This window comes from Streptomyces sp. NPDC002784, from assembly GCF_053592135.1.
The window spans coordinates 24,556-48,773 of the sequence record NZ_JBSFVD010000012.1 but is presented as its reverse complement, the minus strand read 5'-3'; the positions used below and the strand labels follow the sequence as shown (position 1 = coordinate 48,773).

The following is a 24,218-nucleotide window of genomic DNA, read 5'->3' as shown; positions in this document are numbered from 1 at the left end:
AAGGACGTTACTGATCAGTAAGGGGAATCGGCCATGCAGCTCGGGATCAACCTCGGTTACTGGGGTGCCGGAATGGACGGGGACAACCTCGCCGTCGCCCAGGAGGCCGACCGGCTCGGCTACGCCGTCTGCTGGGCCGCCGAGGCCTACGGCTCCGACGCCGCCACCGTGCTCAGCTGGGTCGCCGCCAAGACCGAGCGCATCGACGTCGGTTCGGCCATCTTCCAGATCCCGGCCCGCCAGCCGGCGATGACCGCCATGACCGCCGCCACCCTCGACTCCCTGTCCGGCGGCCGCTTCCGCCTCGGCCTCGGCGTCTCCGGACCGCAGGTCTCCGAGGGCTGGTACGGCGTCAAGTTCGACAAGCCGCTCTCCCGCACCCGTGAGTACGTCGAGATCGTCCGCAAGGCGATGAGCCGCGAACGCCTCAGCCACGAGGGCGAGCACTGGACGCTGCCGCTGCCCGGCGGCCCCGGCAAGCCCATCAAGCTCACCGTGCACCCCACCCGGGAGCACATCCCGCTGTACATCGCCGCCATCGGCCCGAAGAACCTCGAGCAGACCGGCGAGATCGCCGACGGCGCGCTGCTGATCTTCCCCTCCGCCGAGCACCTGGAGGACACCGCGATGCGGCACCTGCGCGCGGGCCGCGAGAAGGCGGGCCTGACGCTCGACGGCTTCGACGTCTGCCCGACCCTGCCGCTCGCCGTGGGCGACGACAAGGACGTCACGGTCCTCGCCGACACCTTCCGCCCCTACACCGCCCTGTACGTCGGCGGCATGGGCAGCCGCAAGCAGAACTTCTACAACCAGCTCGCCCAGCGCATGGGTTACGAGAAGGAAGCCGCCGAGATCCAGGACAAGTACCTGTCCGGCGACAAGCAGGGCGCCGCGGCCGCCGTACCGCACGACCTCATCGACAAGACGACCCTGCTGGGCTCGGTCGACCGGATCGCGGACCGGATGACGGCCTACGCGGCGGCCGGTGTCACCACCCTCACGCTCGCTCCCGCCGGCTTCACCCTGGACGAGCGTCTCGCCTCGCTGCGGGCCGGCACCGAGGCCCTGGAGCGCGCCGGCCTCGCGTGAGGCGGCGGCCGGGGAAGTTCCGCGGCCGTGGTGGGGGCTCGGGGGTCTTCCCCGCCACGGCCGTCACGCGGAACAACGCGCCCGGAGCCGTGCGGTTACGCCTCCGTCGTGACTCCGGGCGTCCTCCTTTCGGCGGAGTTGTCCGACACAACCGTTGCAGCGCCCGTCCCGCCGCACTTGACTCGTCCTTCGCGAGTTCCGCGGAGGCACGCAGAGAGGTGCTCACGATGCTTTCGGCCAAGAGCCTGTTCCAGGAGATCATCGACAACGACGAGTCCTTCGCCCTTTTCTGCTCCATCGCCGCGAGCGGGGAGTCCCAGGGTGGCTGGGAGAACGCCCGCATCGCCGCGCTCGTCCCGGACGGCGAGCGCGCACTCGCCCCCAAGATCGCTCGCCATGGCGCCGACGAGGACAAGCACGGGCGGATCTTCAACGCCCTGATGAAGAAGCGCGGCCTCGAACCCGTTCCGGTCCCGCACGAGACCGACTACACGCTGCTCCTGGAGAAGTACGGCATCGGCCTGGCCCACGAGAAGCTCAAGGGCGAGGAGCGCCTGACGGTGCGGGACATCGTCATCTACCTCGCCCACAGCAGGGTCACCGAACAGCGCGCCTCGGAACAGATGGACCTGCTGCACAAGCACTTCGCGGACCACCCCGACATCGGCCGCGCGGTGAAGATGATCTCCGCCGACGAGGAGAACCACCTCGCCTACTGCCACGAGGAACTGCTGCGTCTCGCGCACGCCGGTCACGGCCGCGCCATCCAGCGGACCCTCCGGGAGTGCGCGCTGGCGGAGATCTGGATCTACCGGGACGTCAGCCTCGCCGTGATGGCCCACATGGGACGCATCCTCGGCTGGTCGCGCGCGAAGTCGGCGGTCCTCACCGCCGGCATCCACGCCGTGTACGCCTGGGAGCGGGCCGCGGGCTGGCGGCGCATGGTCTCCCTGAAGACGCCCCGGCGGCGGGACGCGCTCGGCGGCCCCGCGGCCTCCGCACCGGAGCTCGCCTGACGGCGGCTACAACCACCCCCTGCTCTTGAACATCCGGTAGAGCATGACCTCCAGGGCGGCCATGAGCGCGACCACGGCCGGGTACGACCACGCCCAGCGCAACTCGGGCATGTGCTCGAAGTTCATGCCGTAGACCCCCGCGATCATCGTGGGGATCGCGGCCATGGCCGCCCACGCGGAGATCTTCCGCATGTCGTCGTTCTGCCGGACGCTCATCTGCGCCAGATGCGCCGAGAGGATGTCCGACACCAGCCGGTCCAGGCCCTCCACCGACTCGTTCACCCGCGTGAGGTGGTCATTGACGTCCCGGAAGAACGGCCGCGCCCGGTCGTCCACGAACGGCACCGACCCGCCGGGCCCGCCGCTCGTCCCGGACAGCCGCCCGAGCGGCGGCGCCAGCGGTCCGGTCGCCCGGCGGAACTCCAGGATCTGCCGCTTGAAGGTGTAGATCCGGGACGCGGTGTGCCGGGAGCCGCCGTCCAGCGGGGAGAAGACCTCCGCCTCCAGCTCCTCCAGGTCGGTCTGGAGCTCGGTCGCGACCTCCAGGTAGTGGTCCACGACCGCGTCCGCGACGGCGTAGAGCACCGCCGTGGGCCCCTTGCCGAGCAGCGTCGGCTCCTCCTCCAGCCGACGCCGTACGGTCTTCAGCGGGGCACCGTCGCCATGACGGACCGTCACCACGAAGCCGTCGCCGAGGAAGACCATGATCTCGCCGGAGGACACGGTGTCGCTCTGCGGCTCGTAGACGACCGGCTTGAGGACCAGGAACAGTGAGTCGTCGTAGACCTCCAGCTTGGGGCGCTGGTGGGCCTTGAGGGCGTCCTCGACGGCCAGCGGGTGCAGCGCGAACTCCTCGGTGACCAGGTCGAACTCCTCCTCGGAGGGAGCGTGCAGGCCGATCCAGACGAAGCCGCCGACGGAGCGTGCCTCGGCGAGCGCGTCGGAGAGGTCCTCGGGGCCGTCCGCCCGCCGCCCTTCGCGGTAGATGGCGCAGTCGACGATCACAGTGCGTATTCTCCTGTCCACTCTTCCTCGGCACACCTCGTGGTGCGCCTACCCTGGGCCGCATGCCCACGCTGATCCTGGTCCGGCACGGACGTTCCACCGCCAACACCGAGGGACTGCTCGCCGGCTGGACGCCCGGCGTCGCCCTCGACGAACGCGGCGCCGCGCAGGCCGCCGCCCTGCCCGGGCGCCTCGCCGAGCTGCCGATCTCCGAGGTGGTCACCAGCCCCCTGCAGCGCTGCGAGGAGACGGTCCGGCCGCTCCTCGACGCCCGGCCGGGACTGCGCGCGCACACCGAGGAACGGATCGGGGAGTGCCATTACGGCGACTGGTCGGGCCGCAAGCTCGCCGAGCTCAAGGACGAGCCGCTGATGGACGTCGTCCAGGCGCACCCGTCGGCGGCCGCCTTCCCGGGCGGTGAGTCGATGCGGGCCATGCAGGCGCGGGCCGCCGAGGCCGTACGGGAGTGGAACGCGCGCGTGGAGCGCGAGCACGGCGCCGACGCCGTGTACCTGATGTGCTCCCACGGCGACATCATCAAATCTCTTGTCGCGGACGCGCTCGGACTTCATCTCGACCTCTTCCAGCGGATTGCTGTCGAACCGTGTTCCATCACGGCGATCCGTTACACCCGGCTCAGGCCGTTTCTCCTGCGCCTCGGTGACACCGGTGACTTCGCGTCCCTGGCGCCGCGCGAGGAACCGCCGGCCGGCGACGCTCCCGTCGGGGGCGGTGCGGGCGCACCGTGATCGTCGGGCGCAGTAGGGTGAAGCGGTCGCGGCAGCGGCCCGATCACGAGTCCGATCACGATTCCCATGGAGACAGGACGTGTCCCGTCAGGTGTTCCTCTACGACCCGCCGGAGCGTTTCGTGGCCGGCACGGTCGGACTGCCCGGACGCCGTACGTTCTTCCTCCAGGCCACCGCCGGCTCTCGGGTGACCAGCGTGGCCCTGGAGAAGACGCAGGTGGCGGCGCTCGCCGAGCGCATGGACGAACTGCTCGACGAGGTCGTACGGCGCAGTGGCGGCAGCGCCGCGGTACCGGCCGTAGCCCCCACCGAGGTCGCCGACACCGAACCTCTGCAGACCCCGATCGAGGAGGAGTTCCGGGTCGGCACCATGGCGCTGGCCTGGGACGGCGACGAACAGCGCATGATCGTCGAGGCGCAGGCGCTGGTCGAGCTGGAGGCCGAGTCCGAGGAGGACCTCGCCGAGGCCGAGGAGCGGCTGCTCCAGGACGAGGAGAACGGCCCCCCGATGCTGCGGGTCCGGCTCACCGGCGTGCAGGCCCGGGCCTTCGCCAAGCGCGCCCTGGACGTCGTCAACGCCGGGCGGCCGCCGTGCCCGCTGTGCAGCCTGCCCCTGGACCCGGAGGGACACGTATGTCCGCGCCAGAACGGATACCGCCGCGGAGCGTGACCCCGCTGGAGCTGCTCACCGAGGGTGAGCTGACCGTCCGCGGCCGCATCCGCGAGGCATCCAACGCCGCCCTGTTCTGCACGGTCGCCCACGAGGGCCGGGAGGCGTCCTGCGTCTACAAGCCGGTCTCCGGCGAGCGCCCGCTGTGGGACTTCCCCGACGGCACCCTCGCCGAGCGGGAGGTCGCAGCGTACGCGGTCTCCGAGGCGACCGGCTGGGGGCTCGTACCGCCCACCGTGCTGCGCGACGGTCCCTACGGTGAGGGCATGTGCCAGCTGTGGATCGACGTCGTGCCCGGTCCCGAACTGCTCGCGCTGGTGGACCGGGAGGAGCCGGAGGAGGGCTGGAAGGCCATCGGGTTCGCCGAGGTCGGTGAGGGGCGGACCGCGCTGCTCGTGCACGCCGACGACGAACGGCTGCGGCGGCTCGCCGTCCTGGACGCCGTGATCAACAACGCCGACCGCAAGGGCGGCCATCTGCTGCCGGCCGCCGAGGAGCGGCTGTACGGCATCGACCACGGGGTCACCTTCCACGCCGAGAACAAGCTGCGGACCCTGCTGTGGGGCTGGGCGGGGGAGGCGCTGACCGGGGAGGCGGTGGAGGTGCTCAAGGGCCTGCAGGCGGCGCTGGGCCCCGACGGTCCCCTGACCGCCACGCTCACCTCCCTGATCACATCGGCGGAGATCGACGCCACCCGAGCGCGGGTCGAGGCGATGCTCACCTCCGGCACCCACCCCGAGCCGAGCGGGGAGTGGCCCGCGATCCCCTGGTCGCCGGTATAGCCGTACGGCACACGGGCCGGTCACGCGCAAGAGCGCCTTACCGGCCATCCGGCCCGGTCCGGTTCGTATATGGAACGCCGGTCCGGTTACGCTCATGACATGTATGCCTGGCCCGCTTCTGAGGTCCCCGCCCTGCCCGGCACGGGCCGCGACCTCCGGATCCACGACACCGCGACCGGTGGACTCGTCACCCTCGAGCCCGGTCCCGTCGCCCGTCTCTACGTCTGCGGCATCACCCCGTACGACGCGACCCACCTGGGGCACGCGGCGACCTACAACGCGTTCGACCTCGTGCAGCGCGTGTGGCTCGACACCAAGCGGCAGGTCCATTACGTCCAGAACGTCACCGATGTCGACGATCCGCTGCTGGAGCGGGCCGAGCGGGACGGCATCGACTGGGTGGCCCTCGCCGAGAAGGAGACCGCCCTCTTCCGCGAGGACATGACCGCCCTGCGCATGCTGCCCCCGCGCCAGTACATCGGCGCCGTCGAGGCGATACCCGGCATCGTCCCGCTCGTCGAGCGGCTGCGCGACGCGGGCGCCGCCTACGAACTGGACGGCGACGTCTACTTCTCCGTCGAGGCCGACCCGAACTTCGGCAAGGTCTCGCACCTCGACGCGGACGCCATGCGGCTGCTGTCCGCCGAGCGCGGCGGCGACCCGGACCGCCCGGGCAAGAAGAACCCGCTCGACCCGATGCTGTGGATGGCCGCCCGTCCGGGCGAGCCCAACTGGGACGGCGCCTCGCTCGGCCGGGGCCGCCCCGGCTGGCACATCGAGTGCGTGGCCATCGCCCTGGACCACCTGGGCATGGGCTTCGACGTCCAGGGCGGCGGCTCCGACCTCGCCTTCCCGCACCACGAGATGGGCGCCTCGCACGCCCAGGTGCTGACCGGCGAGTTCCCCATGGCCACGGCGTATGTGCACGCCGGCATGGTCGCCCTGCACGGCGAGAAGATGTCCAAGTCCAAGGGCAACCTGGTCTTCGTCTCCACGCTGCGCCGGGAGGGCGTCGACCCGGTCGCCATCCGGCTCGCCCTCCTCGACCACCACTACCGGGCCGACTGGGAGTGGACCGACCAGGTCCTCCAGGACGCCGTCGCCCGCCTCGGCCGCTGGCGCGCCGCGGTGTCCCGGCCCGACGGCCCGCCCGCCGAGGCGCTCGTCGAGGAGATCCGCGCGGCCCTCGCGAACGACCTGGACGCCCCGGCCGCGCTCGCCGCGGTCGACCGCTGGGCGGCGCTCCAGGAGGAGCGGGGCGGCACGGACGAGGGCGCCCCCGGTGTCGTCTCCCGTGCCGTGGACGCGCTGCTCGGGGTCGCGCTGTAGCACGCGCGCGAGGGCGCTTCGCCGTGGCCGGGAAGCGCCCTCCGCCGGGTCCGGCACCGCGGCCGGATGCTGTCGAGACGCTGTCGAAGGACTGTCGGGACCTGTGATGCGGGCGGCCCGTGTGGTGGGGTGGAGCGACAGTTGACCGCTGGACCGGCCACCCGCCGGTCCCCCTCGCGGAAGGGCTCCCCGTGGCTCCCACTCACGGTTCCTTCGCACGTCACCTCACCCGCCGCGGACTGCTGACCGCCGGCGCGGCGGCGACCGGCGCCGCACTCGTCGGCGCCCCCGCCCGGGCCGCCGCCGGGCCCACCGTCATCCCGCTGCCCGACGGCTTCCGTCCGGAGGGCATCACGATCGGCGGCGGGCCGTACGCCTACCTCGGCTCCCTCGGCGACGGCTCCCTCTACCGCGCCGATCTGCGCACCGGATCCGGCTCGATCGTCTCGCCCGGCCCCGGCACACCCTCGGTCGGGCTCAAACTCGACGACCGGGGACGGCTGTTCGTCGCCGGCCGCGGCCAGGGCGCCCGGGTGGTGGACGCCCGCAGCGGCGAGATCCTCGCCTCGTACGTCCTCGGCACCACCACCCCGACCTTCGCCAACGACGTGTTCCTGACCCGGCGCGCGGCCTGGTTCACCGACTCCTACCAGCCGGCCCTGTACGCCCTCCCGCTCGGCCGGCACGGCGAACTGCCGGGCGCGGACGAGGTCGTGCGGATCCCCCTCGGCGGCGCCTGGCGCCAGGTGCCCGGCGAGGTCGTCAACGCCAACGGCATCACCCGCACCCCGGACGGCTCGGCGCTGCTCGTGGTGCAGTCCGGGGTCGGCGCCCTGCACCGGGTCGATCCGCGCACCGGCGTCACCGAACGCGTCGACCTCGGCGACGCGGCACCGCTCACCAACGGCGACGGACTGCTGCTGACCGGGCGGACGCTGTACGTCGTGCAGAACCGGCAGAACGCCATCGACGTCTTCACGCTGGCCGCCGACGGCCGCAGCGGTGTCTTCCGGCGCCGGATCACCGACCCCGCCTTCGACGTGCCGACGACGGTGGCCGCGTACCGGGGGCGGCTCTACCTGCCCAACGCGCGGTTCACCACCACGCCGACGCCCACCACGGCGTACTCCGTGGTCTCCGTGCCGAGGTGACGGATGAGGGCGGTGCGCCGGTGCGCACCGCCCTCATCCCCTTACTGGCACGGCCTCAGTCCTCCGACGACTCGTCGTCCTCGGGCCCCGGCTTGGGCGGCTTCGGCGGGCGGGTGCGACCGCTGGGGTTGTCCCGCAGGTAGGTGCCGTCCCCGCCGTCCGTGGCGTGTCCGCCGGCCGCCGGGCCGCCGTCCCGGCGCCGCAGATACCGCTCGAACTCGCGGGCGATGGCCTCGCCCGACGCCTCCGGCAGCTCCGCGGTGTCCCGGGCCTCCTCCAGCGTCTGCACGTACTCGGCGACCTCGGTGTCCTCGGCGGCCAGCTGGTCCACGCCCACCTGCCAGGCACGCGCGTCCTCCGGCAGTTCGCCCAGCGGGATGCGCACGTCGATCAGGTCCTCGAGCCGGTTCAGCAGCGCCAGGGTCGCCTTCGGGTTGGGCGGCTGCGACACGTAGTGCGGTACGGCCGCCCAGAGGCTGACGGCCGGCACGCCCGCGTGCGTGCACGCCTCCTGAAGGACGCCGACGATGCCCGTGGGGCCCTCGTACTTGGTCTCCTCCAGGTCCATCCGGCGGGCCAGGTCCGGGTCCGAGGTGGTCCCGCTGATCGGGACCGGACGTGTGTGCGGGGTGTCGCCGAGCAGGGCGCCCAGGATGACCACCAGCTCCACGCCCAGTTCGTGCGCGAAGGCCAGCAGTTCGTTGCAGAACGACCGCCACCGCATGGACGGCTCGATGCCCCGGACGAGCACCAGATCCCGCGGCTTCTCGCCGCCGACCCGGACCACTGACAGCCGTGTCGTGGGCCAGGTGATCTTCCGTACGCCCGCGTCCATCCACACCGTGGGGCGGTTGACCTGGAAGTCGTAGTAGTCCTCGGCGTCCAGCGCCGCGAACACCTCGCCCTTCCACTCCCTGTCCAGATGCGCGACCGCGGTGGAGGCGGCGTCGCCGGCGTCGTTCCAGCCCTCGAACGCGGCCACCATGACCGGGTCGATCAGCTCGGGAACCCCCTCGAGCTCGATCACCCAGTGCCTCCTTCCGACGTGCCCTCGCCTGACGACCCAACCTTACGGCGTGCGGCGGGGGCGCCCGCAGCCCCCTTGCACGGGGGAGTGAACGGATCACTGCCCCGATCGCCACCCCGGAACACCCCTCGTCCGGTGGTCCTCACAGGGCGGAGCGCAGCCACTGTTCCACGCTCGCGATGTGCACCGTCGCCCACGAGCGGGCGGCCTCCGCGTCCCGGTCGCGCAGGGCGGTGAGGATCGCCCGGTGCTCGTACAGGGTGCGGCCGACCGCGTCCTGCTGGGTCAGACCCCGCCAGATCCGGGCGCGTGTGGTGGGCCCCGACAGCCCGTCGAGCAGGGAGCACAGCACCGAGTTGCCGGAGGTCCGCACGATCGCCCGGTGGAACTCCAGATCGCAGGCGACGAGTTCCTCCACCGAGGGAGAGGTGCCGAGCCCGTCCAACTGCTCGGCCAGGTCGTCCAGTTGCCGCTCGCTGATGCGGGCCGCCGCCATGGCCGTCGCGGCCGGCTCCAGGATGCGCCGGACGGCCAGGAACTCCAGCACGGTGTCGTCGCGGTGGAAGTCGACGACGAAACTCATGGCCTCCAGCAGCAGTTGCGGATCGAGGCTGGTCACATACGTGCCGTCGCCCTGCCGCACGTCCAGGATCCGGATCAGCGACAGGGCGCGCACCGCCTCGCGCAGGGAGTTGCGGGACAGGCCCAGTCCGGCGGCGAGTTCGCTCTCCTTGGGGAGCCGGTCGCCGGGGCGCAGCGCACCGGAGACGATCATGCCCTTGATCTTCTCGATCGCCTCGTCGGTGACTGCCATGACGGCCTCCAAATGTGCTCAGACATCCGATGTCTGAGCACATTATGGAGGAACGCCACCGGCGCCCGCCGCGTGCTACTTCTTGTCGAGCAGGTCCTGGACCTTCGCCCGCACGTCGTCCGAGGCCAGTCCGCGGATCGTCAGCGTGGTGCGGCGGCGCAGGACGTCGTCCGCGGTCTCCGCCCACTCGTGGTCGCGGGCGTAGACGACCTGGGCCCAGATCTCCGGGGCGTCGGGGTGGACGCGCTCGGCGAGCTCGGGGTCGTCGTTGGCCAGCCGGGCGATGTCGAAGGCCAGCGAACCGTAGTGGGTGGCCAGGTGCCGGGCGGTGTCGGCGCCCATGCGCGGGCCCGGCGCGGGACCGTCCACCAGGAGGCGGTGCGCGACCGCGCGCGGGTTGGCGACACCGGGCAGCGGGATCTTCTTCGGCAGCGTGCTGATCGGCTCGAAGTCGTCACCCAGCGGGTGGCCCGGCAGCGCCTCCAGCTTCTTCATGATCGTGCGGCCGATGTGGCGGAAGGTCGTCCACTTGCCGCCGGCGACCGACAGCATGCCGCCGCGGCCCTCGGTGACGACCGTCTCGCGCTTGGCCTTCGCGGTGTCGCCGGGTCCGCCCGGCAGCACCCGCAGACCGGCGAAGGAGTAGGTGATCAGATCCCGGGACAGCTGCTGGTCGCGGATGGAGAAGGCGGCCTCGTCCAGGATCTGGGCTATGTCCTTCTCGGTGACCGAGACGTCCGCCGGGTCGCCCTCGAACTCCTCGTCCGTGGTGCCGAGCAGGAGCATGTCCTCCCACGGCAGGGCGAAGGTGATGCGGTACTTGTCGATCGGGGTGGCCAGCGCCGCCTTCCAGGGCGAGGTCCGCTTCAGGACCAGGTGCGCGCCCTTCGACAGACGGATCGACGGCGCGGCATTGGGGTCCTCCATCGTGCGCAGGTGGTCCACCCAGGGACCGGTGGCGTTCAGTACCAGGCGGGCGTTGACGCCGAACTCGTCGCCCGACACCCGGTCGCGCAGCTCGGCGCCGGTGACCCGGCCGCGGGTGAAGCGCAGGCCGGTGACCTCGGCGTGGTTCAGGACGGCGGCGCCCGCCTCGACGGCCGCGCGGACCGTCATCAACGCCATCCGGGCGTCGTTCATCTGGTCGTCGCCGTACACGGCCACGGCCTTGAGGTTGTCGGTGCGCAGCTCGGGCACGTCCTGCGCGGCCTTGGCCGGGGAGAGCAGGTGGCCGACGCCGTCACCGAACGCGGAGAGGGCGGAGTAGGCGAAGACGCCCGCGCCGAGCTTCGCCGCGCCGTGCGGCCCGCCCTTGTACACGGGGAGGTAGAAGGTGAGCGGGTTCGCCAGATGGGGGGCCACCTGGCGGGAGACCGCACGGCGCTCGAAGTGGTTCTCCGCCACCAGCTTCACCGCGCCGGTCTGCAGATAGCGCAGACCGCCGTGCAGGAGCTTGGAGGAGGCGGAGGAGGTGGCGCCGGCGAAGTCGCCGGCGTCGACCAGGGCCACCCTCAGACCGGACTGCGCGGCGTGCCAGGCGGTGGAGATGCCCAGGATGCCGCCGCCGATCACGAGAAGGTCGTACGACGCCTTGGAGAGCTGCTCCCGGGTCTCGGCCCGGCTCGGGTTCGAGCCGGAGGCCGGGCGCGTGCCGAGGGCAGGCACGGACTGGAGGGTGGACTGACTGGTCATTTCGGGTTCTTACTCCTCGTCAGAGCGTGCGGCGAAGCTCCCGGGGAGCTCGCTGCCGAGCTCCCCGCGCGCTCCGGTCAGCTGTCGTCGTCGTCGATCCAGCCCATGGTCCGTTCGACGGCCTTGAGCCAGTTCTTGTACTCGCGGTCGCGGGTCTCCGCGTCCATGTGGGGGGTCCACTCGGCGGCCCGGCGCCAGTTGGCGCGCAGTTCGTCGGTGCTGGACCAGAAGCCGACGGCGAGGCCGGCGGCGTAGGCGGCGCCGAGGCAGGTGGTCTCGGCGACCATCGGGCGCACCACCGGCGCGTCCAGGACGTCCGAGAGCGTCTGCATCAGGAGGTTGTTGGAGGTCATGCCGCCGTCGACCTTCAGGGTCACCAGCTCGTCGCCGGAGTCCTTGACCATGGCGTCGGCGATCTCCCGGGTCTGCCAGGCGGTCGCCTCCAGGACGGCGCGCGCGAGGTGCGCCTTGGTGACGTACCGGGTCAGGCCGGCGATCACACCGCGGGCGTCGGAGCGCCAGTGCGGGGCGAACAGGCCGGAGAAGGCCGGCACGAAGTAGGCGCCGCCGTTGTCCTCGACGGAGAGCGCGAGCGTCTCGATCTCGGCCGCGGTGGAGATCAGGCCCATCTGGTCGCGCATCCACTGCACCAGCGAGCCGGTGACGGCGATCGAGCCCTCCAGCGCGTAGACCGTCGGCTGGTCGCCGATCTTGTAGCCGACCGTGGTCAGCAGGCCCGCGTAGGAGTTGATGATCTTGTCACCGGTGTTCATCACCATGAAGGTGCCGGTGCCGTAGGTGGACTTGGTCTCGCCCTCGGAGAAGCAGGTCTGGCCGAACAGGGCCGCCTGCTGGTCGCCGAGCGCCGAGGCGACCGGGATGCCGCCGAGCAGGTCGCCCAGCTTGCCGCCGGTGACCTCGCCGTAGACCTCGGCGGAGGAGCGGATCTCCGGCAGGATCGTCAGCGGGACGCCGATGGACTCGGCGATCTTCTCGTCCCACTTCATGGTGTGCAGGTTCATCAGCATGGTGCGGGAGGCGTTGGTGACGTCGGTGACGTGCTTGCCGCCGTCGACCCCGCCGGTCAGGTTCCAGATGACCCAGCTGTCCATGGTGCCGAAGAGGATGTCCCCGGCCTCGGCGCGCTCCCGCAGGCCCTCGACGTTGTCGAGCAGCCAGCGGGCCTTCGGGCCGGAGAAGTAGGACGCGAGCGGCAGGCCGGTCTCCCGGCGGAAGCGGTCCTGGCCGACGTTGCGGCCGAGTTCCTTGCAGAGCGAGTCGGTGCGGGTGTCCTGCCAGACGAGGGCGTTGTGGACGGGCTCGCCGGTCTTCCGGTCCCACAGCACGGTGGTCTCGCGCTGGTTGGTGATGCCGATGGCCTTGATGTCGTCGCGGGTGATGCCGGCCTTGGCGATGGCTCCGGCGACGACCTCCTGGACGTTGGTCCAGATCTCGGTGGCGTTGTGCTCGACCCAGCCCGGCTTCGGGAAGATCTGCTCGTGCTCCTTCTGGTCGACGGAGACGATACGGCCGTCGCGGTCGAAGACGATGCAGCGGGAGGAGGTGGTGCCCTGGTCGATGGCGGCGATGAAGGGGCCGGCGGTGTGGGCGTCGGTCACTGTGTGCTCCTGGAGGGTCCGTGGTTTCAAGGGGACGTGTCTACCTGTGCTTCGGGCGTCCGTGTGAGCTTCAGACGAAAGCGACGTTGTAGATGCCCGCGGCGACGGCCGCGCCGATCAGCGGGCCGACCACCGGGACCCAGGCGTAGCCCCAGTCGGAGCCCCCCTTGTTGGGCAGCGGCAGCAGGGCGTGCACGATGCGCGGGCCGAGGTCACGGGCCGGGTTGATCGCGTAACCCGTCGGACCGCCCAGGGACAGACCTATCGAGACCACCACGAGCGCGGTGATCAGACCGCCCAGGGCGCCGAGACCGTCGCCGGCGGCGTTCAGGCCCTGCGTGAGGACCGCGAGGAGCAGCACCGCGGTGCCGATGATCTCGGTGGCCACGTTCTGCCAGGCGACCCGGATCTCCGGACCGGTGGAGAAGACGCCGAGCACCGGACCCGCGCCCTTCTCCCGGGCCTCGACCGCCTTGGCGGTGCTCGTCTCGGCGCCGGGACCGCCGACGATCTCCTTGTCGGTCAGGTGGGCGAGGAACTGGCCGTAGTAGGCGACCCAGACCAGGGCCGCACCGATCATGGCGCCGAGCAGCTGTCCGCCGAAGTAGGTCGGGACGTCGCTCCACTCGATGCCGTCGTCCTTGATCGCGAGCCCGAGGGTCACGGCCGGGTTCAGGTGGGCGCCGGACAGGGGCGCCGAGATGTAGACCGCCGTGAGGACCGCGAAGCCCCACCCGAAGGCGATGGCGAGCCAGCCGGCGTTACGGGCCTTGGAGGCCTTCAGCGTGACAGCGGCACAGACACCGCCGCCGAGCAGGATGAGTATGGCGGTACCGATGGTCTCGCCGATGAAGATGTCGGAGCTGGACACCCGCGACTCCTTTGTCCTTCGTCCAGGGGAAGCCGAACCCCGGGTCCCACCGGTGGTTCGCGCCCTCGGGGATGAGAGCTGTACCGGCCCTTGGCGTTGCCACACTCTAGCGCGTATTGCCGGTAGGTGTTCGACAATGCCGACCGATGGACGGGAGTCTTGCTCCGGCTTCACGCGTGAGTCAAGGGTTCTGTTATCGAAAGCACGATCGTTATTGATCGCCCTGGGCTATCGATGCACGGAGGGGAGGTTGACGCGAACATCCCCATTTGTCCGTCTCAGGGTAGGCCGAAGACCGGAACGCCGACGGCGCTCCGGTGATCCTGCGGAGGATGTCAGGGGATGTCAGGGGATGTCAGAAGCGCCCGGCGCCCAGATCCCGCGACACCGCGCGGGCACAGTCCCGTACCGCGGCGATCACCTCGGGGCGTACCTCGCCGTCCTGGCACAGCCGCTCCACGGCGCCCGTGATGCCGACCGCGCCGACCGGCATCCGCCGCCGGTCGTGGATGGGGGCGGCCAGCGAGGCCACGCCCTCCCAGGTCTCCTCGACGTCGGCCGCGTACCCGCGCGCGCGTGTGGTGTCGAGGAGGCGCTCGAAGCTCTCCAGGTCGCACACGGTCCGGTCGGTGAACGCCTTGCGGTCGGCCTCCAGCGCCTCGCTGTGCGCGACCGGGTCGTACGCCGACAGCACCTTGCCCAGCGCCGTGGAGTGCAGGGGCTGCATGGCCCCGATCTCCAGCACCTGCCGGCTGTCGTCGGGCCGGAAGACGTGGTGCACGATCAGCACGCCCTGCTGGTGCAGGACGCCCAGGTAGACGCTCTCCCCGCTGGAGCGGGCCAGGTCGTCGGTCCACACCAGGGCCCGCGCCCGCAGCTCGTGCACGTCCAGGTAGGTGGTGCCCAGGCGCAGCAGCTCCGCGCCCAGCTGGTAGCGCCCGGAGGCGTCGTCCTGCTCGACGAACCCCTCCTGCTGGAGGGTGCGCAGGATGCCGTGCGCGGTGCCCTTGGCGAGCCCCAGGGAGGAGGCGATGTCCGACAGGCCGAGCCGGCGCTCGCCGCCCGCGAGGAGCCGCAGCATCGCCGCCGCCCGTTCGAGCGACTGGATGTTCCGTGCCATCGCCGTCCTGCCTCCGTCCCCTCGATCGCCGACCTCGACGACGCCGTTGTTCGGCAATGCCGAACACTACCGGTCCATGCCGACCAACCGCCAATGGTCCGCAGCGATCTGTCGTGTCACTCGTATCCCGCGGGCGGCCCGTCCGTCATCCTCGTCCGTCCCGTGGACGCCCTGACCATCAGGTCCCGGTCCCGGCTACCCTGGCGGCGTGCGTCCACCGCGGAGCAGACCGCAAGGGCGCAAAGCCGACAGCCGTCGCACCTCAGGGAGCCCTTTCATGGCCTCGTCGCCACAGACCCCTTCCGCCGACAGCCGGACCCGTGTGTCCGCCCTCCGCGAGGCCCTCGCCACCCGGGTGGTGGTCGCCGACGGAGCCATGGGCACCATGCTCCAGGATCAGGACCCCACGCTCGAGGACTTCGAGAACCTCGAGGGCTGCAACGAGATCCTGAACCTGACCCGGCCCGACATCGTCCGCTCCGTCCACGACGCGTACTTCGCGGTGGGCGTCGACTGCGTCGAGACGAACACCTTCGGGGCCAACCACACGGCGGCGGCGGAGTACGAGATCGCCGACCGCGTCCACGAGCTGTCCGAGGCCGGTGCCCGCATCGCCCGCGAGGTGGCCGACGAGTACGCCGCCCGCGACGGCCGTACCCGCTGGGTGCTCGGTTCCATCGGCCCCGGCACCAAGCTGCCCACCCTCGGCCACGTCGGCTACACCACGATCCGCGACGGCTACCAGGCGAACGCCGAGGGCCTGCTGGCCGGCGGCGCCGACGCCCTGATCGTGGAGACCACCCAGGATCTCCTGCAGACCAAGGCGTCCGTGCTGGGCGCCCGCCGCGCCATGGAGGCGACCGGCGTCGAGGTGCCCCTGCTGGCCTCCATGGCCTTCGAGACCACCGGCACCATGCTGCTCGGCTCCGAGATCGGCGCCGCGCTCACCGCGCTGGAGCCGCTCGGCATCGACATGATCGGCCTGAACTGCTCCACCGGCCCCGCCGAGATGAGCGAGCACCTGCGCTACCTCACCCGGCACTCCCGCATCCCGCTGCTGTGCATGCCGAACGCGGGCCTGCCGATCCTCACCAAGGACGGCGCGCACTTCCCGCTCGGCCCCGAGGGCCTGGCGGACGCCCAGGAGAACTTCGTCCGCGACTACGGCCTCAGCCTCATCGGCGGCTGCTGCGGCACCACCCCCGAGCATCTGCGCCAGGTCGTCGAGCGGGCCCGCACCCTCACCCCCGGCGAGCGCGACCCGCGCCCCGAGCCGGGCGCCGCCTCCCTCTACCAGACCGTCCCGTTCCGGCAGGACACCTCCTACCTCGCGATCGGCGAGCGGACGAACGCCAACGGCTCCAAGAAGTTCCGCGAGGCCATGCTCGACGCCCGCTGGGACGACTGCGTGGAGATCGCCCGCGAGCAGATCCGCGAGGGCGCGCACATGCTCGACCTGTGCGTGGACTACGTCGGCCGGGACGGCGTCGCCGACATGAAGGAGCTGGCGGGCCGTTTCGCCACCGCCTCCACGCTGCCGATCGTGCTGGACTCCACCGAGGTCGACGTCATCCGGGCCGGCCTGGAGAAGCTCGGCGGGCGCGCCGTCATCAACTCCGTCAACTACGAGGACGGCGACGGCCCCGAGTCCCGGTTCGCGAAGGTCACCCAGCTCGCCCGCGAGCACGGCGCCGCGCTGATCGCGCTGACCATCGACGAGGAGGGCCAGGCCCGCACCCCGGAGAAGAAGGTCGAGATCGCCGAGCGGCTCATCGGCGACCTGACCGGGAACTGGGGCATCCACGAGTCGGACATCCTCATCGACACCCTGACCTTCACCATCTGCACCGGCCAGGAGGAGTCCCGCAAGGACGGCATCGCCACCATCGAGGCGATCCGCGAGCTCAAGCGCCGCCACCCCGACGTGCAGACCACGCTGGGCCTGTCGAACATCTCCTTCGGCCTGAACCCGGCCGCCCGCGTCCTGCTCAACTCCGTCTTCCTCGACGAGTGCGTCAAGGCGGGCCTGGACTCGGCGATCGTGCACGCCTCGAAGATCCTCCCGATCGCCCGGTTCACCGAGGAGGAGGTGCAGACGGCCCTCGACCTGATCCACGACCGCCGCGCCGAGGGCTACGACCCGCTCCAGAAGCTGATGGCCCTGTTCGAGGGCGCCACCACCAAGTCCCTCAAGGCCGGCCGGGCCGAGGAGCTGGCCGCGCTGCCGCTGGAGGAGCGCCTCAAGCGCCGCATCATCGACGGCGAGCGCAACGGCCTGGAGGCCGACCTCGACGAGGCGCTGCAGACCCGCAAGGCCCTCGACATCGTCAACGAGATCCTGCTGGACGGCATGAAGGTGGTCGGCGAGCTCTTCGGCTCCGGCCAGATGCAGCTGCCCTTCGTGCTCCAGTCCGCCGAGGTCATGAAGGCCGCCGTCGCCCATCTCGAACCGCACATGGAGAAGTCCGACGCCGAGGGCAAGGGCACCATCGTGCTGGCCACCGTCCGCGGCGACGTGCACGACATCGGCAAGAACCTCGTCGACATCATCCTGTCCAACAACGGCTACAACGTCGTCAACCTCGGCATCAAGCAGCCCGTCTCCGCGATCCTGGACGCCGCCGAGGAGCACAAGGCCGACGTCATCGGCATGTCCGGCCTGCTGGTCAAGTCCACGGTGATCATGAAGGAGAACCTGGAGGAGCTCAACCAGCGCGGCATGGCGGCGGACTACCCCGTCATCCTCGGCGGCGCCGCCCTCACCCGGGCCTACGTCGAGCAGGACCTGCACGAGATCTACGAGGGCGAAGTCCGCTACGCCCGCGACGCGTTCGAGGGGCTGCGCCTGATGGACGCCCTGATCGGCGTCAAGCGCGGCGTGCCCGGCGCGAAGCTGCCCGAGCTCAAGCAGCGCCGGGTCAGGGCCACCGCCCAGCCGGTGGTCGAGGAGCGCCCGGAGGAGGGGCACGTCCGCTCCGACGTCGCCACCGACAACCCCGTGCCCACGCCGCCCTTCTGGGACACCCGCGTCATCAAGGGCATCCAGCTCAAGGAGTACGCCTCCTGGCTGGACGAGGGCGCGCTGTTCAAGGGGCAGTGGGGCCTGAAGCAGGCCCGCACCGGCGACGGCCCGACCTACGAGGAGCTCGTCGAGACCGAGGGCCGCCCCCGGCTGCGCGGTCTGCTGGACCGGCTCCAGACCGAGAACCTCCTCGAAGCGGCCGTCGTCTACGGCTACTTCCCCTGTGTGTCCAAGGACGACGACCTGATCATCCTGGACTACCAGGGCAACGAGCGGACCCGCTTCACCTTCCCCCGCCAGCGCCGGGGCCGCCGGCTGTGCCTGGCCGACTTCTTCCGCCCGGAGGAGTCGGGACAGACCGATGTCGTCGGCCTCCAGGTCGTCACCGTCGGCTCCCGCATCGGGGAGGAGACGGCCCGGCTCTTCGAGTCCGACTCCTACCGCGACTACCTCGAACTGCACGGCCTGTCCGTGCAGTTGGCCGAGGCCCTGGCCGAGTACTGGCACGCGCGCGTCCGCTCCGAGCTGGGCTTCTCCGGCGAGGACCCCAGCGACATCGAGGACATGTTCGCCCTGAAGTACCGGGGCGCCCGCTTCTCGCTCGGCTACGGCGCCTGCCCCGACCTGGAGGACCGCGCGAAGATCGCCGACCTGCTCCGGCCCGAGCGCATCGGCGTGCACCTCTCCGAGGAGTTCCAGCTGCACCCCGAGCAGTCCACGGACGCCATCGTCATCCACCACCCGGAGGCGAAGTACTTCAACGCGCGCTGACGCCCGCCGCCCCCCGGCACGTGAGGCGCCCTCGACCGCGGCTCCGGTGTGCCTTGGGCCACCTCGGTTAAACAGGGCGTCGCAGCGACACACGACGTACACTGGTCGGTCCACTGCAGGCCGGTTCCCCGTGCGGGAACCGGCCTGATCGTCCCTCAAGGAGGTGCGCCCGGATGACCAGCACGGTCCCCGCGCCAGTAACCCGTACGGCGGAAGGCTCCGCCCTCCAGGCCGTACTCCTCGACATGGACGGCACCCTCGTGGACACCGAGGGGTTCTGGTGGGACGTCGAGGCCGAGGTCTTCGCCGGTCTCGGGCACACCCTCGACGACTCCTGGCGCCATGTCGTGGTCGGCGGTCCCATGAGCCGCAGCGCGGGATTCCTGATCGAGGCCACCGGTGCCGACATCACCCTCGCCGAACTCACGGTGCTCCTCAACCAGGGCTTCGAGGAGCGCATCGGACGCTCCCTGCCGCTGATGCCGGGCGCCACCCGGCTGCTGGCCGAACTGGCAGCGCACGAGATCCCCACCGCCCTGGTCTCCGCCTCGCACCGGCGCATCATCGACCGCGTCCTGACCTCGCTCGGCCCGCAGTACTTCGCGCTGACGGTGGCCGGCGACGAGGTGCCGCGCACCAAGCCGCACCCCGACCCCTATCTGACCGCCGCGGCCAGACTCGGCGTGGATCCGGCCAGATGCGCGGTCGTCGAGGACACCGCGACCGGTGTCGCGGCGGCGGAGGCGGCCGGCTGCCAGGTCGTGGTGGTGCCCTCGGTCGCCACCATCACCCCGGCCCCCCGGCGGACCGTCGTCGGCTCGCTGGAAGAGGTGGACCTGGCTTTTCTGCGCGGCCTGATGACGGAAATGCGCTAGCCGTTCACCGAGCGTGCAGCCGCGATACAAAGAAAATCCGGCGGGGCGGCGGGCCCCGCGAACTGCCCCGCGGATCAAGGAATTCGAGCCCGCCGGATGGCCGAATTCCGCCGAGCGTCCAGGCTGCCCGCAGGTGTGAGGTTCGCCACCCCGGGTGGCCTCGACAGGCCGCGAGCCGTGTGCTGTTCACCCCCTTTGGGGCGTCATCGGCGTGCCCTTGTGTCCCGATTGGGATGACGCTGCACTAATCCTTCCGCTGTCGGCTTTTCGGTGCGTCCGCACCCGGTTCCGCTGCGTGATGGGGGCTCAACTCCGGTGGGCGCGAGGCGTCCTCGGGACGCCGACTAATCTCATCGCGAGAACATCACCCCCTATCGCCGTGATCCGCCGCGACACCCCTGCATGCCGGATACACGGACGAGACAGCTCTGGAGAAACTCGAGCATGAACCGCAAGACTTTGGTGGTGCCGGCCGTCATCGGTCTGCTCGCCCCGGTCCTCGCCGCCTGCGGCGGATCGGACAGCGGCAGCGGCGGTGGGGACGCGATCGTCGTCGGTACCACGGACGAGTTCACCGCCACGAGCGAGGCACCCGCGCCGCTGGACCCGGCGTACGCCTACGACGTCGGCACCTGGAACATCCTGCGCCAGACCGTGCAGACCCTGATGATCCAGCCGCGTGGCGAGGGCGAGCCGGTGCCCGAGGCGGCCGAGCGCTGCGGCTTCACCGACACCGGCAACGAGCGCTACGCCTGCACCCTGCGCGAGGGGCTGAAGTTCGCCAACGGCGACACGGTCACCGCGGCCGATGTGAAGTACTCCATCGAGCGCGCCCTCAAGCTCAAGGCGGACAGCGGGGTCTCCGCGCTGCTGTCGACCGTCGACACGGTGGAGACCCAGGGCGAGCGCGAGGTCATCTTCCATCTGAACACCGCCGACGCCACCTTCCCGTACAAGCTGTCCACGCCCGTCGCGGGCATCGTGGACCCGGACGACTACGAGGCCGGCAAGCTCCGCGACGGCTTCCAGGCCGACGGCTCGGGGCCGTACACCTTCGCGGCCGAGGAGAAGGACGGCAAGCTGGTCAAGGCCGTGTTCACCAAGAACCCCTCCTACAAGGGCGCCCTGACGGTGAACAACGACGAGGTCGAGCTGCGCTCCTTCGCCGACGCCGACACCATGAGCAGCGCCATCGAGCAGGGTGACATCCACCTGATGTCCCGCACGATGTCGCCGGAGCAGATCCAGCGGCTGTCCACGGCCTCCGACAGCACGGTCGACCTGGTCGAGATGTCCGGCCTGGAGATCCGCTACCTCGCCTTCAACACCGACGCCCCGGCCGTCGAGAGCAAGGCGGTCCGCCAGGCGATGGCCCAGGTCATCAACCGCGGCGAACTGGTCAGCAAGGTCTACGGCACCCAGGCCGAGCCGCTGTACTCGCTGGTCCCGGCCAGCCTGACCGGCCACTCCAACGCCTTCTTCAACAAGTACGGCGAGCCCAGCATCGCCAGGGCCAAGGCGCTGCTGGCCAAGGCGAACGTCAGCACCCCGGTGTCGATGACGCTGCACTACACCACCGACCACTACGGCTCGGCCACCAAGAAGGAGTTCGAGCTGCTGAAGGAGCAGCTGAACTCCAGTGGTCTGTTCGACGTGAAGATCGAGGGCACCCCCTGGGAGACCTTCCGTCCCGCCGAGCAGAAGGGCGAGTACGAGGTCTACGGCATGGGCTGGTTCCCCGACTTCCCGGACGCCGACAACTACATCGCGCCGTTCCTCGACAAGGACAACTTCCTCGGCTCGCCGTACGCGAACAGCGAGATCCGCAACTCCCTCATCCCGGAGTCCCGTCGTGAGGCCGACCGGCAGTCCGCGGTCGACAGCCTGACGAGCATTCAGGACATCGTCGCCGAGGACGTCCCGGTGATCCCGCTGTGGCAGGGCAAGCAGTACGTCGCCGCACGCGACGACGTCACGGGCACCGCCTACGCGCTCAACTCCTCCTCCACCCTTCAGCTGTGGGAGCTCGGCCGCGGCGTGAGCGGCTGACGTATCCCGTGCCGGGGCGCCGGGACGGCGGCCCGCGATGTCCGACACGACGACAAGGCACCTGCACGTGAACATGCGCAACCAGTGGCCGGTCCTGCCTGTGATGGCGGGGCTGGCCTCCGGCCTGCTGACCGGCTGCGGCACGGAGACCGGCGGCTCCGCGAGCGACAGCTCCTCCGTGGTGATAGGGATGTCCGACGACGTCCTGGCCACCGACCCGGCGTCCGGCTACGACCCGGGCTCCTGGCTGTTGTTCAACAACGTCTTCCAGTCCCTGCTCAGCTTCCCCAAGGGCGGCACCGACCCCGAGCCGGACGCCGCCGAGTCCTGCGCCTTCACCGACACCGGGACCAAGGTCTACGAGTGCACGCTGAAGGACGGGCTGAAGTTCAGCAACGGTGACTCGCTCACCTCGAAGGATGTCAAGTTCTCCTTCGACCGCATGCTGAAGATCAACGACGACGCCGGTCCGGCGATCATGTTCCCGATGCTGGAGAAGGTCGAGACCCCGGACGACAAGACGGTCGTCTTCCGGCTGAACACCCCGGACGCCACCTTCCCGAGCAAGATCGCCTCGGGCGCCGGCTCCATCGTCGACCACCGCCAGTACGACGCGGACGGACTGCGCGAGGACGGCGAGGCCGTCGGCTCCGGCCCCTACAAGCTGGACTCCTTCAGCGACGACGAGGCCGTCTTCTCCGTCAACGAGCACTACACCGGCAACGCCGAGACCAAGAACTCCGGCGTCACCATGAAGTTCTTCCACGGCGACCGGACCGCCCTGCGGACCGCGCTGCGCGAGAAGCAGATCGACATCGCCTACCGAGGTCTCAGCGCCGCCGACATCGCCGAGATCGAGAAGGCCGACGACAGCTCCAGCTCCGGCGTCGAGATCGTCGACGGCACCGGCGCCGAGGTCCAGCACCTGGTCTTCAACATGGACGACCCGGTCGCCGGCCGGCTCGGCGTCCGCAGGGCCATGGCCTACCTGCTCGACCGCGAGGCCCTCGTCGAGGACGTCTACCAGGGCACGGCGACCCCGCTGTACTCGATCATCCCGGCGGGCATCGGCGGCCACAACACCGCCTTCTTCGACACCTACGGCGCCCGCCCCTCCAAGGCCAAGGCCGCGTCGGCCCTGCAGGCCGACGGCATCACCGGCAAGGTGAAGCTGACGCTGTGGTCGACCCCGTCGCGCTACGGCCCGGCCACCGACGAGGAGCTGAAGGCGATCGCCGGGCAGCTCAACGCCAGCGGCCTGTTCGACGCCGAGGTGAAGTCCGTCGAGTACGAGCAGTACGAGAAGGACATCGCCGCCGGCAAGTACGGCGTCTACGTCAAGGGCTGGGTGCCGGACTACCCGGACGCCGACAACTTCACGTCGCCCTTCTTCGGCGAGGGCAACGTGCTGGCCAACAACTACAGCAACGACACCATCACCGGCACGCTGATCCCGCGCACCGGCGCCCAGAGCGACCGCACCGCGACCGAGGACGACTACGGCCGGCTCCAGGACATCGTGGCCGCGGAGCTCCCCGTCCTGCCCATCTGGCAGGCCAAGCAGTACGCGGTCGTCCACGACGGCGTGTACGGCCTGGAGTACTGCCTCGACGCCTCCACGGTGTTCCGCTTCTGGGAGCTCAGCAAGGGCTGAGCCCGCACACGCGCGAGGGCGCCCGCTTCCTTCCGGGGAAGCGGGCGCCCTCGCGTCGGTCCCTACTGCGCGCCGGGGCGCACCAGCCCGCTCTCGTACGCGTACACCGCGGCCTGCACCCGGTCGCGCAGGCCCAGCTTGGTGAGCACGTGCCCGACATGCGTCTTGACCGTGGTCTCGCTGACGAACAGATCGGCGGCGATCTCGGCGTTGGACAGCCCGCGCGCCACCAGCTTCAGCACCTCCACCTCGCGGTCGGTGAGGGTGTGCAGGGTGTCCGGCACGGGCTCCTCGCCGGACGGCAGATGCGTGGCGTACTTGTCGAGCAGCCGGCGCGTGATGCTCGGTGCCAGCATCGCCTCGCCCGCCGCCACCACCCGGATGGCCTGCACCAGCTCATTGGCGGGGGCGTCCTTCAGCAGGAAGCCGCTGGCGCCCGCCTTCAGCGCCTCCACCACGTACTCGTCGAGGTCGAAGGTGGTCAGCACCAGCACCTTGGCCGGGCCGTCCCGCCCGGGACCGGTGATCTGCCGGGTCGCCTCCACCCCGTCCATCCGCGGCATGCGGATGTCCATCAGAACCACATCGGGCTGCAGTGCCCGCACCTGGTCGAGTGCCTGAAGGCCGTCTCCGGCCTCGCCCACGACCGCGAGATCCTGCTCCGCCTCCAAAATCATCCGGAAGCCGGTACGCAGCAGCGGCTGGTCGTCGACCAGTAGGACGCGGATGGCCACGTAAGTCTCCTTCGCTAGTCCGGCCCCATTCTGCCCTGCGCGCCCTCACCCGACTCAGCCGCCCTGACCGGTTCCCTTTCAGCCGCCCTGACCGGCAGCGGCTTGTGCTTCCCGGGAGAGGCCCCCAGGACCCGCGTCAACCGCTCATGGGCGGCGGGCTGTGCTTCCCGGGGACGGCC

Annotated in this window: 19 protein-coding genes; 11 read left to right on the top strand and 8 right to left on the bottom strand. The window is 70.7% G+C overall.

Translation table 11 applies throughout. The annotated features are described in order from the left end of the window. Positions 1-33 precede the first annotated feature (33 nt). Positions 34-1,089: an LLM class F420-dependent oxidoreductase gene (locus ACWD1Z_RS21345; RefSeq protein WP_451120750.1), complete on the top strand. Its 1,056-nt coding sequence runs from the start codon at positions 34-36 to the stop codon at positions 1,087-1,089. A 227-nt stretch (positions 1,090-1,316) separates the two neighbouring features. After that, positions 1,317-2,105, top strand: coding sequence for a ferritin-like domain-containing protein (locus tag ACWD1Z_RS21340; protein ID WP_451120748.1), 789 nt, complete (start codon positions 1,317-1,319; stop codon positions 2,103-2,105). Positions 2,106-2,111: 6 nt separating this feature from the next. On the opposite strand, the gene ACWD1Z_RS21335 is transcribed toward ACWD1Z_RS21340, so the two are convergent. Further along, positions 2,112-3,110 carry a magnesium and cobalt transport protein CorA gene (locus ACWD1Z_RS21335; protein ID WP_451120746.1) on the bottom strand — a complete coding sequence of 333 codons (999 nt, stop codon included), beginning with the start codon at positions 3,108-3,110 and terminating at the stop codon, positions 2,112-2,114. A gap of 62 nt (positions 3,111-3,172) precedes the next feature. Here ACWD1Z_RS21335 and ACWD1Z_RS21330 point away from each other — a divergent pair, with 62 nt between their 5' ends. The 5 genes from ACWD1Z_RS21330 to ACWD1Z_RS21310 all read left to right on the top strand — a co-directional run bounded on the left by ACWD1Z_RS21330 (position 3,173) and on the right by ACWD1Z_RS21310 (position 7,791). Continuing rightward, on the top strand, positions 3,173-3,859 hold the full coding sequence (locus ACWD1Z_RS21330; protein WP_389419387.1) for a histidine phosphatase family protein: 687 nt from the start codon (positions 3,173-3,175) through the stop codon (positions 3,857-3,859). 79 nt (positions 3,860-3,938) lie between these two features. Then, positions 3,939-4,529, top strand: coding sequence for a DUF3090 domain-containing protein (locus ACWD1Z_RS21325; RefSeq protein WP_389419386.1), 591 nt, complete (start codon positions 3,939-3,941; stop codon positions 4,527-4,529). Further along, positions 4,493-5,311 (top strand): SCO1664 family protein, encoded by an 819-nt coding sequence (locus tag ACWD1Z_RS21320; protein ID WP_451120744.1) that lies wholly within the window; start codon positions 4,493-4,495, stop codon positions 5,309-5,311. The genes ACWD1Z_RS21325 and ACWD1Z_RS21320 overlap by 37 nt, the downstream gene beginning before the upstream one ends. 99 nt (positions 5,312-5,410) lie before the next feature. Beyond that, on the top strand, positions 5,411-6,640 hold the full coding sequence (gene mshC / locus ACWD1Z_RS21315) for a cysteine--1-D-myo-inosityl 2-amino-2-deoxy-alpha-D-glucopyranoside ligase (protein WP_451120742.1): 1,230 nt from the start codon (positions 5,411-5,413) through the stop codon (positions 6,638-6,640). A gap of 191 nt (positions 6,641-6,831) precedes the next feature. Beyond that, the gene (locus ACWD1Z_RS21310; protein ID WP_451120740.1) at positions 6,832-7,791 is read left to right on the top strand and encodes an SMP-30/gluconolactonase/LRE family protein; all 960 of its coding nucleotides are present in this window, start codon (positions 6,832-6,834) and stop codon (positions 7,789-7,791) included. A 55-nt stretch (positions 7,792-7,846) separates the two neighbouring features. On the opposite strand, the gene ACWD1Z_RS21305 is transcribed toward ACWD1Z_RS21310, so the two are convergent. From ACWD1Z_RS21305 to ACWD1Z_RS21280, 6 genes are all read right to left on the bottom strand, one after another. Further along, complete coding sequence (locus ACWD1Z_RS21305; RefSeq protein ID WP_451120738.1) at positions 7,847-8,818, bottom strand: PAC2 family protein; 972 nt, start codon at positions 8,816-8,818, stop codon at positions 7,847-7,849. A gap of 142 nt (positions 8,819-8,960) precedes the next feature. After that, complete coding sequence (locus ACWD1Z_RS21300) at positions 8,961-9,632, bottom strand: FadR/GntR family transcriptional regulator (protein WP_451120736.1); 672 nt, start codon at positions 9,630-9,632, stop codon at positions 8,961-8,963. Positions 9,633-9,707: 75 nt separating this feature from the next. Then, positions 9,708-11,324, bottom strand: coding sequence for an FAD-dependent oxidoreductase (locus tag ACWD1Z_RS21295; RefSeq protein ID WP_451120734.1), 1,617 nt, complete (start codon positions 11,322-11,324; stop codon positions 9,708-9,710). A 77-nt stretch (positions 11,325-11,401) separates the two neighbouring features. Further along, positions 11,402-12,943: a glycerol kinase GlpK gene (gene glpK / locus ACWD1Z_RS21290; RefSeq protein ID WP_451120732.1), complete on the bottom strand. Its 1,542-nt coding sequence runs from the start codon at positions 12,941-12,943 to the stop codon at positions 11,402-11,404. Positions 12,944-13,013: 70 nt separating this feature from the next. Beyond that, a complete protein-coding gene (locus ACWD1Z_RS21285; protein WP_451120730.1) occupies positions 13,014-13,814 on the bottom strand; it encodes an MIP/aquaporin family protein in 801 nt (266 codons plus the stop codon). 355 nt (positions 13,815-14,169) lie between these two features. Further along, complete coding sequence (locus tag ACWD1Z_RS21280; protein WP_451120728.1) at positions 14,170-14,934, bottom strand: IclR family transcriptional regulator; 765 nt, start codon at positions 14,932-14,934, stop codon at positions 14,170-14,172. A 277-nt stretch (positions 14,935-15,211) separates the two neighbouring features. Between ACWD1Z_RS21280 and metH the strand changes: the two genes are divergently transcribed. The 4 genes from metH to ACWD1Z_RS21260 all read left to right on the top strand — a co-directional run bounded on the left by metH (position 15,212) and on the right by ACWD1Z_RS21260 (position 23,305). Further along, positions 15,212-18,727 (top strand): methionine synthase, encoded by a 3,516-nt coding sequence (gene metH / locus ACWD1Z_RS21275; RefSeq protein ID WP_451120726.1) that lies wholly within the window; start codon positions 15,212-15,214, stop codon positions 18,725-18,727. 173 nt (positions 18,728-18,900) lie between these two features. Next, positions 18,901-19,602: an HAD family hydrolase gene (locus ACWD1Z_RS21270; protein ID WP_451120724.1), complete on the top strand. Its 702-nt coding sequence runs from the start codon at positions 18,901-18,903 to the stop codon at positions 19,600-19,602. Between the two features lie 444 nt (positions 19,603-20,046). Further along, complete coding sequence (locus tag ACWD1Z_RS21265; RefSeq protein ID WP_451120722.1) at positions 20,047-21,651, top strand: ABC transporter substrate-binding protein; 1,605 nt, start codon at positions 20,047-20,049, stop codon at positions 21,649-21,651. A 67-nt stretch (positions 21,652-21,718) separates the two neighbouring features. Continuing rightward, positions 21,719-23,305, top strand: coding sequence for an ABC transporter substrate-binding protein (locus ACWD1Z_RS21260; RefSeq protein ID WP_451120993.1), 1,587 nt, complete (start codon positions 21,719-21,721; stop codon positions 23,303-23,305). Between the two features lie 62 nt (positions 23,306-23,367). On the opposite strand, the gene ACWD1Z_RS21255 is transcribed toward ACWD1Z_RS21260, so the two are convergent. Further along, complete coding sequence (locus ACWD1Z_RS21255; protein WP_250077638.1) at positions 23,368-24,039, bottom strand: response regulator; 672 nt, start codon at positions 24,037-24,039, stop codon at positions 23,368-23,370. Between the last annotated feature and the right edge of the window lie 179 nt (positions 24,040-24,218).